The organism is Leisingera sp. ABD4_442, assembly GCF_056160905.1.
This window is the reverse complement of the sequence record NZ_JBSWYB010000018.1, coordinates 29,936-44,129: the sequence shown is the minus strand read 5'-3', so window position 1 is coordinate 44,129 and position 14,194 is coordinate 29,936. Positions and strand designations below refer to the sequence as shown.

The 14,194-nt window shown below is 62.5% G+C and carries 10 protein-coding genes; 3 read left to right on the top strand and 7 right to left on the bottom strand.

Annotated elements, in window-relative coordinates; all coding sequences use genetic code 11:
• The first annotated feature begins 9 nt into the window (after positions 1–9).
• Both ACXAHG_RS14265 and ACXAHG_RS14260 read left to right on the top strand, forming a co-directional pair.
• Complete coding sequence (locus ACXAHG_RS14265; RefSeq protein ID WP_475058323.1) at positions 10–1,107, top strand: AcvB/VirJ family lysyl-phosphatidylglycerol hydrolase; 1,098 nt, start codon at positions 10–12, stop codon at positions 1,105–1,107.
• Between the two features lie 452 nt (positions 1,108–1,559).
• Entirely contained in the window at positions 1,560–3,731 is a 2,172-nt protein-coding gene (locus ACXAHG_RS14260) for a methyl-accepting chemotaxis protein (protein ID WP_475058320.1), read from the top strand.
• An 85-nt stretch (positions 3,732–3,816) separates the two neighbouring features.
• Here the strand turns inward: ACXAHG_RS14260 and ACXAHG_RS14255 are convergent, their stop codons facing one another.
• On the bottom strand, positions 3,817–5,646 hold the full coding sequence (locus tag ACXAHG_RS14255) for an ABCB family ABC transporter ATP-binding protein/permease (protein WP_475058318.1): 1,830 nt from the start codon (positions 5,644–5,646) through the stop codon (positions 3,817–3,819).
• Between the two features lie 106 nt (positions 5,647–5,752).
• Entirely contained in the window at positions 5,753–7,501 is a 1,749-nt protein-coding gene (locus tag ACXAHG_RS14250; protein WP_475058316.1) for a LysM peptidoglycan-binding domain-containing protein, read from the bottom strand.
• Between the two features lie 124 nt (positions 7,502–7,625).
• On the opposite strand from ACXAHG_RS14250, the gene ACXAHG_RS14245 reads away from it, so the two are divergent.
• Positions 7,626–8,177, top strand: a complete 552-nt coding sequence (locus ACXAHG_RS14245; protein ID WP_475058314.1) for an LOG family protein — start codon at positions 7,626–7,628, stop codon at positions 8,175–8,177.
• Here ACXAHG_RS14245 and rarD read toward each other — a convergent pair.
• The 5 genes from rarD to ACXAHG_RS14220 all read right to left on the bottom strand — a co-directional run bounded on the left by rarD (position 8,114) and on the right by ACXAHG_RS14220 (position 14,190).
• Positions 8,114–9,025: an EamA family transporter RarD gene (gene rarD / locus ACXAHG_RS14240; protein ID WP_475058312.1), complete on the bottom strand. Its 912-nt coding sequence runs from the start codon at positions 9,023–9,025 to the stop codon at positions 8,114–8,116. The genes ACXAHG_RS14245 and rarD overlap by 64 nt on opposite strands.
• Positions 9,026–9,134: 109 nt before the next feature.
• The gene (locus tag ACXAHG_RS14235; protein WP_475058310.1) at positions 9,135–9,734 is read right to left on the bottom strand and encodes a superoxide dismutase; all 600 of its coding nucleotides are present in this window, start codon (positions 9,732–9,734) and stop codon (positions 9,135–9,137) included.
• A 220-nt stretch (positions 9,735–9,954) separates the two neighbouring features.
• On the bottom strand, positions 9,955–10,434 hold the full coding sequence (locus ACXAHG_RS14230) for a hypothetical protein (protein ID WP_475058308.1): 480 nt from the start codon (positions 10,432–10,434) through the stop codon (positions 9,955–9,957).
• Positions 10,435–10,598: 164 nt separating this feature from the next.
• On the bottom strand, positions 10,599–11,165 hold the full coding sequence (locus tag ACXAHG_RS14225) for a sarcosine oxidase subunit gamma (RefSeq protein ID WP_475058305.1): 567 nt from the start codon (positions 11,163–11,165) through the stop codon (positions 10,599–10,601).
• On the bottom strand, positions 11,158–14,190 hold the full coding sequence (locus ACXAHG_RS14220) for a sarcosine oxidase subunit alpha family protein (RefSeq protein ID WP_475058303.1): 3,033 nt from the start codon (positions 14,188–14,190) through the stop codon (positions 11,158–11,160). Before ACXAHG_RS14220 ends, ACXAHG_RS14225 begins: the two co-directional genes overlap by 8 nt.
• Positions 14,191–14,194: the final 4 nt, after the last annotated feature.

Below are 14,194 nucleotides of genomic sequence, written 5' to 3'. Positions count from 1 at the left end.
CTATCCGAGATGCACACTTTGGTCATTGGCGTTGACGATCCCGCGCTGCTGGCCCGGACCGGCGGCGATTGCTCCGCAACTTCCGCCCTGCTGGCCAGGCTTGCGCGCCGTATTCAGGATCAGCAGGGGGCACTGGCCCGCACGCCAGTTCTGACGGGTTTCGGCACTGGCGCGGACATTGCCCTGGCAGCAGCAGATGCAGCTCCGGACCGGTTCAAGGGACTGGTCACATCCGGTTTCACCGATACCTCCCCCTGCGGCGGCGCGGCACTGGCAACAGCCCGGAAAGGCAAGGCCCCGCTGCGCTGGCTGGACCTCGCCTCCCCGGGCCGCACATCCTTTGCCACGGGTGCCGCGGTGGTGGCGCCGGGTCCCGACACCAGCCCGCGCCGCGCTTTTTACCAAAGCTATCTGCGTCTGGCGGGCACCGATCACGCCTTTGATGTTGAAACTGCCGCCAAGGACAGCAGCCTGGCAGATCTGCCGCTCACCATCCACCACGGCGATGCAGTGACGGCGGGCGGCACCTATGCGATTTTTCTGTCTGGCGACGGCGGCTGGGCGAATTTCGATGAACAGATCGCGGACAGGCTGGCAGCCCGCGGCATCCCTGTCGTGGGAATTTCCAGTCTGCGCTACATGTGGCGCGAAAAACGTCCCCGGCAGATCGCCGCCGACCTGACCCGCATCGACATGCATTTCCGCCAGAAATTCGGCGCCAGCCGTGTCCTGCTGCTGGGATTTTCACTTGGGGCCAACACGCTGCCCTTTGCCGTCCCAGAACTGCCGCCCGGGTTGCGCTCGCGCCTTGCAGCTGTGGGGCTGATTGCACCGGAAACCCTCACCGGTTTTGAAATCGTTGCCGGCGGCTGGCTGGGCAGGCCCACCGGATCGGCAGAGGTCGCACCGGCCATTAACACCCTTTCTGCAAGCCTGCCACCAAGCCGGGTTCTGTGCCTGTACGGCCGCAAGGAGACGGTCAGCGCCTGCCCTGTCTCCCGGCTTCCGGCACCGCAAAAGATGGCCTTCGACGGCGGCCACCATCTGGGAAATGATTATGACCGCATTGTAAGGGCGCTGACAGCCCTGGCTGGCAGCAGCGGTTAAGCCCGCTCCCTCCCAGGGGCAGCCTGCCGCAGCCCGGCCGGGCCAGGGAGCGCGCGGCCCGGCAGTTCACAGTTTTGCGGAGCTTTCCCAAAGGGATTTTTTGCGGGTTTGTTCGACGAGTGTGCAATACCATAGATTTTTTATTATTTGCGTTCGCCCAGCAACGGAACCTCGCACAGCAACGCGCTAACTTGTTGATTTAAGTGTGCAATTCTTGATCAGCCGAAAGGGCCGCAATACAGTTCTCCTAATTGCATGAATTTGAAACACTGCCATTTGCGTCAATTCCAGCCCGGAATTGCCGCATTTGGACAGCCAAGAATAAAACATCTATTTAAAACACAACTCTAAGACACTTTCGAAGTTCACTATATGTTATCTCCTCCATGGCATTGAACCACCGAGAATGGGTAATTCCCGCAAATCGTGTTTCTTTGGTTAGGGAAAGATAGATGTCTTTACGTTCGCAGATCCTGGCGCTGATCGCAGTTCCCTTCATCGCACTGGCCGCCATAGGCGGTTTCAAGGCCTCGGTGGATTTTGAGAACTACCAAAATGCAAAACAGTCGCAAATCCAGACCCGCGAGTCAGTGGCTCTTATGAATGTGGTCCACTACCTGCAGGTAGAACGCGGATTGTCCGCCGTGTTTCTGTCATCCAAAGGGGAGTCCGGCACTGCTGATCTGAGCGCGACGCGCAGTCAAGTTGACCAAGCCATTCAGGACGTCCCGCACACGGCGGCACAGGCTCTGACAAACCTGGATCAGCTGTCCGCCCTGCGTGAAACGGTCAGCGCCCAAGGGCTTAGCCCGGCGCAAATGGGATCACGCTATTCGGGCATGATCGCCGATATCCTTGACAGCACCAGCGTGCAGCTTCTGCATCAGAAGAACGCCGAACTGGCCCAGCTCAGCACCGGTCTTGTCAACCTTGCCTATGCCAAGGAGGCCGCGGGGCAGCAACGGGCTGCAGGGGCCGGGGGTTTTGGCCTGGGAAGCTTCAACTTGGACCTCTACCGCTGGTTCACCAGCACAGGTGCTGTTGAAACCAAGCTGCTGGACATCGCAGGATTGGCCTTTGGCCAGATACTGCCCGCGCTGGACATCCGCGCAGGCCTTGAACCCGCCGGCCTGCCAGGTATCCGCACCCAGGTCCTGGAGGCAGGCCCGGGTGCCACGGCTCCGGATTACAGTTCCCGCGACTGGTTCAACCGCGCCACCAGCTGGGTAAGCTCTTTGCGGGGCGTCGAGAACACCGTGACAGGCGCAATGATGGCTTTCACCACCGAGGAAGCCAGTAGCGCACGCCAGGCGCTCATCGTAACCATGGCGGCGGTTGCGCTGTCGCTGATCATCAGCGGCACCATCGGGCTGCGCCTGATCACCGCCTTTACGAAACAATTCGGCGCCCTGCAGGCAGACCTGGACCGTCTCGCCCGCAAGGAATTCGATTTCCAGCCAGCCTTTCTTGAGTCAAAAACCGAAGTCGGCAAACTTAGCCGGGCAATGGAAAAAACCCGGGCCGCGCTGGCGGAAGCGGATGAAAAGCTTGCCAATATCGAAGCCAGCCGCATCGCCGACCGCGGCGCTGTCGTCGGCAAGCTTGACGACCATCTGGCCCGCCTCTCCAGCCGCGATCTCGATTGCGCCATCAACGAGGCTTTCCCGGAGGAATATGAACAGCTGCGCCAAAGCTTCAACGGCACTGTCGAAACTTTGCGCGACACCATTGAACAGGTGATCGCGGCCACCAGCAGCATTCACAGCGGTGCAACTGAGATCAGCACCGCCTCCGACGACCTGTCCAACCGCACGGAAAGCCAGGCCGCCACTCTGGAGGAAACCGCCGCAGCCCTGGAAGAGCTGACTGCATCGGTCAAATCCTCGGCAGACGGCGCACGCGGAGTTGAGCAGACGATGAAGGAAGCCCGCCAGGAGGCAGAGGCCAGCGGCGAAGTGGTCAAAAGCGCCGTTGCTGCGATGACCGAGATCGAGCAATCCTCGACCAAGATCTCCCAGATCATCTCAGTCATTGACGACATCGCCTTTCAAACCAACCTGCTGGCCCTCAACGCAGGTGTCGAAGCGGCCCGGGCCGGCGAGGCAGGCAAAGGCTTTGCAGTGGTTGCCTCCGAAGTGCGCGCCCTTGCGCAGCGTTCCGCGGATGCCGCCACCGAGATCAAGTCGCTGATCGGGGACAGCTCCAAACATGTGAAACAGGGCGTTGATCTTGTTGGAGAAACCGGTGATGCGCTGACCAGTATTGTCAGCCGTGTCAACACGATCTCGGAACTTGTCTCCAACATCGCTGAAGGCGCTGCGGAACAGTCAACCGGCCTGAGCGAGATCAACACTGGCGTCGGCCAGCTGGACCAGGTCACCCAGCAAAACGCCGCGATGGTCGAAGAGGCCACCACTGCCGGCCACATGCTGCACACCGACGCCAGCAAGCTGGCGGAGCTGATCGGACAGTTCAAAATCTCCGGTACTGTGGCAGCGGCCGCCAAAAGGCCCGCTGCGGCCCCGGCGCCGAAAACGCCCAGCGCGCACGGTGAAGAAATGGACTTTGGCACTGCGGTGCCAATGCCTGCCAAGGCGGCAAACGGAGGATGGGAGGACTTCTAATCTCCCAGCACAGAAACAAGGGCAAAGGCCGGTTCAAAGAACCGGCCTTTTCTTTTCAGTTCGACCGGGTCTGGTCCTTGCAGCCTCAGGCAGCGTCCTGATCCGCTTGCTGGCGCTGCCACAGCCGGGCATAGCGGCCGTCCTTCGCCAGCAGATCCTCATGGGTGCCGGTTTCGGCGATTTCGCCTTTCTCCAGCACAACGATCCGGTCTGCTTCGGCAATGGTCGACAGCCGGTGCGCGATCGTGATCACCGTACGCCCCTGCCCGGCCCGGGCCAGCGCTTCCTTGATCTCCTGCTCGGTGTCAGTATCAAGCGCCGAAGTTGCCTCGTCCAGCAGCAGCACCGGCGGGTTCTTGAGCAGCGTCCGGGCAATCCCGACCCGCTGCTTTTCACCGCCGGACAGCTTCAGCCCCCGCTCCCCTACCTGGGTGTCATAGCCTTCGGGCAGCGCCATGATGAAATCGTGGATCTGCGCGTCGCGCGCGGCCTGCTCCACCTCATCCTGGGTGGCCCCGTCGCGGCCATAGGCGATGTTATAGCGGATGGTGTCGTTGAACAGAACGGTATCCTGCGGCACCACGCCAATGGCCTGATGCAGGCTTTGCTGCGTCACCTCACGCACATCCTGCCCGTCAATCTTCAGCGCGCCCCCGGTGACATCATAGAACCGGAACAGCAGCCGCCCGATTGTCGATTTTCCCGACCCGGTGGAGCCGACAATCGCCACGGTCTGGCCCGGCTCCGCCTCCAGCGAGACACCTTTCAGGATCTCACGGCCTGCATCATAGGAGAACCGCACATCCTCCAGCGTGATCCGCCCGCCGTTCACCTGCAACTGACCGGTGCCTGGCCGGTCGCTTACATCCGCGGGCTGTTCCAGCAGGTCGAACATCTCGCCCATGTCCACCAGGCTCTGGCGGATTTCGCGGTAGACGGTGCCGAGGAAGTTCAATGGCACGGTGATCTGGATCATATAGGCGTTGACCATGACAAAGTCGCCGACGGTCAGATGGCCCTGCTCCACCCCGACCGCCGCCATAACCATGACCCCGATCAGACCGGCAGTGATGATCACGCTTTGCCCGAAATTCAGCGCCGCCAGCGAATAGGCAGTTTTCAAGGCCGCCTGCGCATAGCCCCGCATCGCGCCGTCATAGCGTGCGGCCTCGCGGTCCTCGGCCACAAAATACTTCACTGTCTCATAATTCAGCAGGCTGTCGATGGCTTTCTGATTGGCATCGGTATCCTGCTGGTTCATTTCCCGCCGCAGCTTCACCCGCCATTCGGTCACGGCGAATGTGAACCAGACATAGAGCCCGATGGTGGCAGCCACCACCAGCAGATACCAGGCGTCGAACAGGACCGTCAGGATCACCGCAACCAGCGTCAGCTCCAGGATCAGCGGCCCGATGGAAAACAGCATGAACCTCAGCAGGAATTCGACGCCCTTCACCCCGCGCTCAATGATGCGGCTGAGGCCGCCGGTCTTGCGGGTGATGTGATAGCGCATCGACAGGCGGTGAATATGGGTAAAGGTCTCCAGCGCCAGGCGGCGCAGGGCCCGCTGGCCGACAGGGGCAAAGACCGCATCGCGCAGCTGCTGAAATCCAGTGGTCAGGATCCGCGACACGCCGTACGCCACGGTGAGGCCGACTGCCCCCAGCGCCAGCGGCGGCACGCCTTCGCCCGCCAGGCTGTCCACCGCACCCTTGTACAGCATCGGCGTATAGACCGCGATCAGCTTGGCCAGAACAAGAACCGCCAGCGCCAGCACCACGCGGATCTTCACCGCGCGGTTGCCCTGGGGCCACAAATACGGCCCCACCTTGCGCAGCGTGCGCAGGCCGGAGCGGCGTTCATCTTCGGCAATGGATGGCTCGGTCGGCGCTGCGGCCTGATCTGTCTGTGTCATGGCTGGTCCTGGCTAGACCAATTGAAATACGCACCCGATCACGAAATTGCGAGGGTCAGGCGTAAAAAACGCGCCGCAAGGGCGCGTTTTCTTGCGGCGGCCCGCATTACTCCGGAATTGTGAAGACCTGTCCCGGGTAGATCAGATCCGGGTCGCGGATTGCGCCGCGGTTGGCCTCAAACACCCGCACATACAGAAAGCCGCTGCCGTATTTCTGCTGCGATATGGCCCAGAGCGTATCGCCCTTCTGCACCGTCACCGCACGCACCAGCGGCGCAGGCTGATCCGGCACAGGGTCGCCTGCGGGTTGCGGCAGCGCTTCTGGTGCCTCGCGTTTGAACGGGGTTTCCAGACGGCTGACGACATCGCCAGTGGCCGGTTCGATCTCGTCCAGGCGCAGGGTGTAAATACCCGGTGCCACATCTTCCAGCCGCCCGTTCCAGCGGCCGTCGTCTGCGGCATCAAGTTCCGCAACCGGCTGATTGTCGACATAGACCCGCACCCGCGACTGCGGACGGGCACGCCCCGCCAGCTCAACCCCGCCTGTGCCGTTGTAGCTGATGGCATCCAGCGCGATTTCGTCGCTCAGTTCCGGATCCGCGGGAACAGCAAGCTGCACCACTTCGACACCGTCCTCGTCCGCACGCAGCACGGCCACGGCCTGGCCCTGCGGCTGCGGGGCCGGAGGCTCTGTCGCAAGCGTCAGCGCCGCAGTGTCTTCGCCCGCACCAAGTTCCGAAGCAGCGGTTGCGGCTGCATCGGCGCCCCCGTCTTGCGCGGTGTCCGGCTGGCCTCCTGCCGCTGCCACCTCTTGCCCTGCACTCTCAGTGCCTGCCGTTTCCAGCCCGGCTGCCTGCTCATCCGAAGGCACCGTTTCTTCCGGTGCGGGGGCCTGTGCCCCGGCATCTGCGGTGCGCTGTTCCCCGCCGCCTTCCCCGCCAGGCGCCGCGGCCACCGGCGTCACGGGCGCCAGAATGAAGGAGGCACCGGAAACGCTTTGCTGCCCGCCATGTTCAGCCAGCAGCGAAACCACCCGGGCCTCTGCGCTTGGGGCGATTGTCGTCAGCGAAACAAATTCACCGCCTGCAGGCACCTCCAGCTGATCCAGCACTTCGCCGTCCAGCAGCACAGAAACCTGCACCCCTTGCTGCGCGCGCCCGGCAATCACTGCGGCACCTTCATTGTCAACCCGCACCAGATCAAGCTCCGGCGCCTCCAGGACAAAGATCTCCTCTTTGGGTTCGGCAGCGGCGGGCGGTTCCGGTGCTTCCGCTGCTGCGCCCTCTTCTGGCGCCGCCAGAGCAAGCTCCTCTGCAGCTCCGGTCCCGGCGGCCGCCGCGTCATCTTGCGGGGCCGGTTCTGCTGCGGCTGCTGCCGGCTGTTCCGCATCGGCCGCAGCCGTGCTGTCCTCTTCGCCACTGGCCGCGCTGCCTGCGCTGGCGGCCTCCGGCTCTGGCGTGCTGCTGCCCGCCACAGTGCCGTCTGCCGGCTCAAGCGTTTCCGAAGCTTCCGCCACTGCAGTTCCCTCGGCTTCGCTGGCCTCAGGACCTCCGGTGCCTTGTTCTGTTCCCGCGGCTTCCTGGGGCGCCTCTGCGGTTTCCCGGGCCGCCTCTGCGGCGTCCTGGACGGCCCGGTTCTGCAGCGGCTGACCGGACTCGTCTCCGTCTCCAGTGAAGGTGCCGCTGTCATTCGCGGCTTGGCTGCCCGCCTGCCCATTGGCCGCCTCGCCCTCCGGCTGGCTGGTGCCCAGCACGCCCAGCTGGAACAGCACAACGCCGCCCAGCACTACCGCAACGCCGGCAATACCGCCAAGTGTGAGGGCCCCCAGACCCCCGCTTCCAGATGTTTCCGCCATTTCGATCCCTTCGGCATTTGCGGAATGTTGCCTTCCGCTTAGTTGAGCAAACCTACCAATCCCGCTATCACGGGTCAAAACACCAATTGCGTTTCACCTTGAAATTCCACGGAAAGGCTGGCCGATGAGCATCAAATCCGTCTGTGTCTACTGCGGCTCACGCGCAGGTGCGCGTCCCGCCTATGCCCAGGCCGCGCAGGAGCTTGGCCGCGCACTGGCTGAAAACGGTATGCGGCTGGTCTATGGCGCAGGTGATGTCGGGCTGATGGGCGAAGTTGCCCGCGCGGCCCAGGCCGCAGGAGCCGAAACCTTTGGCGTGATCCCCGGCCACCTGGAACGGCGCGAGGTCGGCAAATCGGACCTGACGACCTATATCGTCACCGAAACCATGCATGAACGCAAAAAAGTCATGCTGTGGAATGCCGATGCCGTCGTGGTGCTGCCCGGCGGCGCCGGATCGCTGGATGAACTGTTCGAGGCCCTCACCTGGCGCCAGCTTGGCCTGCACGCGAAACCGATCGTGATCCTCAACACCGAGGGCTACTGGGACAAACTGCGCGGCCTCCTGTCCCATCTGGTTGCCGAAGGGTTTGCCGGTCAGGACACGGCGGATTACCTGATCTGGGCCGACACGCCGGTTGCCGCCATCGCCGCCCTGCGCGACGCCCGCTCCTGACGCAGGGCCGAGACCGAAAACACCGCCACTGCGCTCCAGATCAGCGCAAAGGCTGCCCCGTGCCACGGGGTGAAGGGTTCGGCAAAGACCATCACGGCCACCAGAAACTGCAGGGTCGGGTTCAGATACTGCAGCACGCCCACAGTACCCAGACGCACCCGCTTGGCCGCATAGCTGAACAGGATCAGCGGCAGCCCGGTCAGAATGCCGGAAAACGCCAGCATCGCCGCATCCGCCGCGCCGTTCAAAAAACCCGCACCGCCGGTCAGCCAGATCACCGCCAGCGCCACCGGCAGTATCAGCAGGACCTCCGCCGTTACCGACACTACCGGCCCCAGCGGAAGCTGTTTCTTTGCAACACCATACAAAGCAAAGCTCACCCCCAGAACCAGCGGAATGAGCGGTGCGGCCCCCAGCCCGAACGACAGCACTGCAACCGCAACTGCCGCTAACCCCACCGCCAGAAGCTGAGCCCCTGTCAGCCGTTCACCAAAAACAATGCGCCCCAAAAGAACGCTCAGCAGCGGAAAGATGTAATACCCCAGGCTCGCCTCTGTTGCGTGGCCGGTCTGCACCGATGAAATGAAGACAAACCAATTGAGCGAAATCATCGCGGTAGCAAAGACCAGGAACAACGCATTACGGCCGCTTTGCAGCGCAGCCCCCAGGGCACCGATACGGCCCTGTGCCAGCAGAACCCCTGCAAAGAACAGAAACGACCACAGCACCCGGTGCGACAGCACCTGCTCCGGCGGCACATGTGACAGTGCCTTGTAATAGATCCCCGACAGCCCCCAGACGACGCAGGCCGCTATCATTGCCAGGATGCCTTTGGCTGCTTCTGTCATCTCTGCCTCCGGACGCCCGCACCTGTGCGCTATACGCGCCAGCGGTTCTTTAAAACAAGAAACGCCCGGTCGCAGGACCGGGCGCTCCAGGCAATCATCTGTACGCAGATTACATCCGCGAAGCGACGTTTTCCCAGTTCACCAGGTTGTCCAGGAAGTTGGTCAGATACGCCGGACGCTTGTTGCGGAAGTCGATATAGTAGGAGTGCTCCCAAACATCGCAGCCCAGCAGTGCAGTCTGGTTGAAGCACAGCGGGTTCACGCCGTTCTCGGTCTTGGTCACCGCCAGCGAGCCGTCTGCGTTCTTGACCAGCCACGCCCAGCCAGAGCCGAACTGGCCTGCGCCTGCGGCGGAGAACTGCGATTTGAACTCGTCTACCGAACCGAAGGACTCAACCAGAGCCTTCTCCAGCTCACCCGGCATCTTGCTCTCGCCCGGGCCCATCATCTCCCAGAACTGGTTGTGGTTCCACAGCTGCGAGATGTTGTTGAAGATGCCGTTCTGGGCAACTGCACCGGCGTCATAGGTGCCGGTGATGATTTCTTCCAGCGACTTGCCTTCCCACTCGGTTCCGGCAATCAGCTTGTTGCCATTGTCGACATAGGCCTTGTGGTGCAGGTCGTGGTGGTATTCCAGGGTTTCCGCCGACATGCCTTTGGCAGCCAGAGCGTCATGAGCATAAGGAAGATCGGGAAGTTCAAAAGCCATTTGGGCCCCCTGTGAAATAAGTTTGCGTTCCTGCGCAGATACATGCTGTTTGCGCGCTATCAGGTCAAGGGCCAAGACAGCAAATCAGCGCAGGGTTTATGTGCGTTTGCGTGCCGGGGCTTCAGCGTTTCTTTACCTTGCACTTCCCGCGCCCCCGCGGCTCGTTGCCGAATTCCGGGAACAGCCCCCGGATTGAGAGCTGCCACCGTCATTGCGCCCCTCAGGGCTGGCGGAATTCCCATTCGCTCTCATTTTGGGCCAGATGCGATACCGTATGCTCCAGCGTGCAGCGGCCCGAACCGCGCGGCGGCTGGACAGAGGCGCCGGACCGGAGCCCTTGAATGCTCATCTTCAGATTGGCTGTGTTCAAAACCGCCCTGAACCGCGGCTCTGCTTGACCCGATTCCGTCAGTACGGCCAGTCCTGGCAGCGACCAGCTGAGCGCGTATGTCGTTTCGCTGCGTCTAGTCACCTTGGCGGCGACCGATACGCCAAAGGCGGCATCAGTCACTTTTGCCGAGCTGAAATCATCGGAAAAACGCACAGTGATCTTCCCTGGGATCCAGGCTTCTCCAGCGATCGGCGCCAAGCTGCACCGGAAGCTGGTTTCCGCTACGGCAACCGCAGCGGAAAGCGTAAAAACCAATGCGAGAAATCCGCATTTCGGCAGACCCATCAGCCGCTCCCTGAAAATCTTCAAGCAGCTGCTCAATCGGATTAGGAACAGCCGCAAAATCAACCAGTTGCAAAAATTCTGCAAAGGTACTCGTCCAGGGCATCCGGCAAAAAAAGGTGCCCTGGAAAGTCTCCAGGGCACCGTAATTGACGCGCAATCGCACCACAAGCAAAAAGCGAGTGAAAATTTTAGTAAACACCCACTTTGGACTGCGGATGCGCCGCTGTGCTCAGCAGTTTGAACACATATTCGCCGACAGAGCGGAAACAGACGATGTAAAAGCTGCCATCGTCGTTCAACCAGAAGGCGCCGGCCACCTGCGCCAGGCGCGAGCGGCGGAACTGGCCGGGCTTGAACGCCGCGCCGTCAAAGTCCACCGGGCTCACCTTGCCCAGCACCTCGCGCGCGCCCTCGCCCGACAGGCGGAAGAAAGCACGGGCGTCGGATACGTTCACCGCCAGCGCGTGCTCGCCTTTCAGTGCCTCGGACACCTCGGCGGTTTTGGCAACCGCGTCCTCATAAGGCACCAGCAGCAGCAGCTCGTCGGTGGACATCCAGGCAACGGCGCCGTTTTCGGCAACATTGACAGAGCCCTGAGCCGGAACCTCAGCGCCGGTGGCGGCTTTGACAGCCGACTTCAGCGCTTTGGACCCCAGATCGCCGCGCAGGGTGATCATCCCCTGCAGGCCGGCATCTTCGACCTTGGCCAGCCCGGTATACTGGGCGCCGTTCAGTACGGAAACAGCCTTAGACATTCTGCTTCTCTCCATCCTTGTCGTAGAAGACCGGGTCAACGATCTTGGCTTTGTAAGTCTTGCCGTCAGTGCCCGGGAACTCGATCACTTCGCCCATGCGCTTGGGACCGTGCTTGACCAGGCCCATGGCGATGCCCTTGTTCAGGGTGGCGGAGAAGTAGGTCGAGGTCACGCGCCCGATCATGTTGCGCTGGCCGTTGGCGTTGACGCCTTCACCCACCGCATAGGCGCCGTCGGGCAGCACGGAACCGTCGACGGTTTCCAGGCCAACCAGCTGCCAGCGCTCCGGATCAACCATGTGCGAGCGCGCCTGCGCGCGTTTGCCCAGATAGTCTTCCTTCTTTTTCGACAGCGCCCAGTTCAGCCCCAGATCCTGCGGGATCACAGTGCCATCGGTCTCATCGCCGATCATGATAAAGCCCTTCTCGGCCCGCAGGATGTGCAGGGTCTCGGTGCCATAGGGCATGACGCCGAATTCCTTGCCCGCTTCCATCAGCGCATCCCAGAACGCCTGGCCCTCAGAGGCCGCAACCGCGATCTCATAGGACAGTTCGCCCGAGAAGGAGATCCGGTAAGCACGCGCGTCAAACTCGCCGATCTTGCCGTCACGCCATTCCATAAAGGGCAGCGCCTCTTTCGAGACATCCATGCCGCCGCCGGCTGCCGCGTTCAGCTTTTCCAGCACCTTGCGGGCGTTGGGGCCGACCACAGCCACTTGCGCATACTGCTCGGTCACGTTGGCAACATAGACTTTCCAGTCCCACCATTCGGTCTGCAGCCATTCTTCCATCCAACCGTGGATGCGCTCGGCGCCGCCGGTGGTGGTGTGGCACAGCCAGGTGTCCTCGTCGATGCGGGCAACCACACCGTCGTCCATCAAGAAGCCGTTCTCGGTGCACATCAGGCCATAGCGGCATTTACCGATTTTCAGCGTGGACATCATGTTGGTGTACATCATGTCCAGGAATTTGCCTGCGTCGGGGCCTTTGACCACCAGCTTGCCGAGGGTCGAGGCGTCCAGCAGGCCCAGGTTCTCGCGGGTGTTCTTCACCTCGCGGTTCACCGCGGCATGACGGTCCTCGCCCGGGCGGGTAATGGCGAACGGACGGCGCCACTGGCCAACCGGTTCCCAATCCGCGCCGTTCTGATCCATCCAGTCTGCGATCGGTGTCTTGCGCACCGGCTGGAAGATCTCGGCCCGTGCCTCACCGGCGATCGCGCCCAGCGAGATCGGGTGGTAAGGCGGACGGAAGGTGGTGGTACCCACCTGCGGGATTTCCGAGTTCAGGCTGTCGGCCAGAATGGCCAGGCCGTTGATGTTGGACAGTTTGCCCTGGTCGGTGGCCATGCCCAGCGTGGTGTAGCGCTTGGTGTGCTCGACGCTTTCATAGCCTTCGCGGGCCGCCAGCTGCACATCCGACACTTTCACGTCGTTCTGATAGTCCAGCCAGGACTTCATGCGCAGTTTGATGTCAGCCTTGGCCGGCATCAGCCAGACCGCTTCCATCTGCGCTTCCTCTTCGGAGACACCCTTGGCAGCAGCCACGGTTTTCGCCGGGAAGCCAGCTTCTTCGGCCGCCTTGGCACCAGCAGCTGCCGCGTCTTCCAGCAGCGCGCCCAGGCCGAATTCGCCGTTGGCGCTACCCGCCGGAACCACAAAGCCGGTTCCGTCATGGCCCAGCGGCGGACGCGAGGCATCGGGGCGGAAGTTGGCGTTTTTCTCGTCCCAGATCAGCTTACCGCCGCAGTGGGACCACAGGTGCACCACCGGCGACCAGCCGCCGGACATGGCAACTGCGTCAGCCTGCACAGTCTCCCGCGCGCCGCCTTCGCCGTTCTGGGCGCAGATGGCGACCTCGGTCACGCATTTGCCGTCCTTCACCTTGGCGATGGCGCGGCCCAGCTCGACCCGGATACCCTTCTCGCGGACCGCTTCCATCAGCGCGCCGCCGCCGGTTTCGCGGGTGTCGACCACGCGCACCACTTCGACGCCTGCGTCATGCAGCACCAGCGCGGTGCGGTAGGCGTCGTCGTTGTTGGTGGCAACCACAACCTTCTGGCCCGGGTTGATACCCCAGTTCACCACATAGTCGCGCATCGAACCAGCCAGCATCACGCCGGGCACGTCGTTGCCGGCAAAGGACAGCGGACGCTCGATGGCACCGGTTGCAGTAACGATGCGGGTTGCACGGATCCGCCACAGACGGTGGCGCGGGCCGCCCTGGCCCGGCACATGGTCGGTCAGGCGCTCATAGCCCAGGGCATAGCCGTGGTCATAGACGCCCGAGCCCATGCAGCGGTCACGCAGGGTGACATTGTCCATGCCGCGCAGCTCGGCCAGGGTCTTTTCGATCCAGGCATCCGGCGCTTCACCGTCGATGGTGCCGCCGTCGACCGGCGCACGGCCGCCCCAGTGGCTGTTCTGCTCCAGCACCAGAACCTTGGCGCCGGAGACCGCAGCCGCCTTGGCCGCCTGCAGACCGGCAACACCGCCGCCGATGACCAGCACATCTGCAAAGAAGTAGAAGTGCTCGTAGGTGTCGGCGTCCTTCAGCTCCTTGTCGGGGGCAGCGCCCAGACCTGCGGACTTCCGGATGATCGGCTCATAGACATGCTTCCACAGCGGACGCGGGTGGATGAACATCTTGTAGTAGAAGCCGGCGGTCAGGAAACGCGACAGCTTGTTGTTCACCGCCAGAACGTCGAACTCCAGGCTCGGCCAGTGGTTCTGCGACTGTGCGGTCAGCCCCGAGAACAGCTCGGTGGTGGTGGCGCGCTGGTTCGGCTCGTAACGGTCGCCCACGCCCAGCTGCATCAGCGCATTGGGCTCTTCCGACCCCGACGCGACAACGCCGCGCGGACGGTGGTATTTGAACGAACGGCCCATCATCACCTGGCCGTTGGCCAGCAGTGCGGATGCGAGCGTATCGCCGGCATAGCCCTTCATGGTCTTGCCGTTGAAGGTGAAGTCGATCTGTTTGGAGCGGTCGATCAGCCGGCCCTGATTGGCGAGACGCGTGCTCATGTGC

Bases quoted from the DNA above. Each gene is read 5' to 3' on its own strand.
- ACXAHG_RS14265 (WP_475058323.1), top strand. From the start codon at position 10: ATGCACACTTTGGTCATTGGCGTTGACGATCCCGCGCTGCTGGCCCGG.
- ACXAHG_RS14260 (WP_475058320.1), top strand. From the start codon at position 1,560: ATGTCTTTACGTTCGCAGATCCTGGCGCTGATCGCAGTTCCCTTCATC.
- ACXAHG_RS14255 (WP_475058318.1), bottom strand. From the start codon at position 5,646: ATGACACAGACAGATCAGGCCGCAGCGCCGACCGAGCCATCCATTGCC.
- ACXAHG_RS14250 (WP_475058316.1), bottom strand. From the start codon at position 7,501: ATGGCGGAAACATCTGGAAGCGGGGGTCTGGGGGCCCTCACACTTGGC.
- ACXAHG_RS14245 (WP_475058314.1), top strand. From the start codon at position 7,626: ATGAGCATCAAATCCGTCTGTGTCTACTGCGGCTCACGCGCAGGTGCG.
- rarD (WP_475058312.1), bottom strand. From the start codon at position 9,025: ATGACAGAAGCAGCCAAAGGCATCCTGGCAATGATAGCGGCCTGCGTC.
- ACXAHG_RS14235 (WP_475058310.1), bottom strand. From the start codon at position 9,734: ATGGCTTTTGAACTTCCCGATCTTCCTTATGCTCATGACGCTCTGGCT.
- ACXAHG_RS14225 (WP_475058305.1), bottom strand. From the start codon at position 11,165: ATGTCTAAGGCTGTTTCCGTACTGAACGGCGCCCAGTATACCGGGCTG.
- ACXAHG_RS14220 (WP_475058303.1), bottom strand. From the start codon at position 14,190: ATGAGCACGCGTCTCGCCAATCAGGGCCGGCTGATCGACCGCTCCAAA.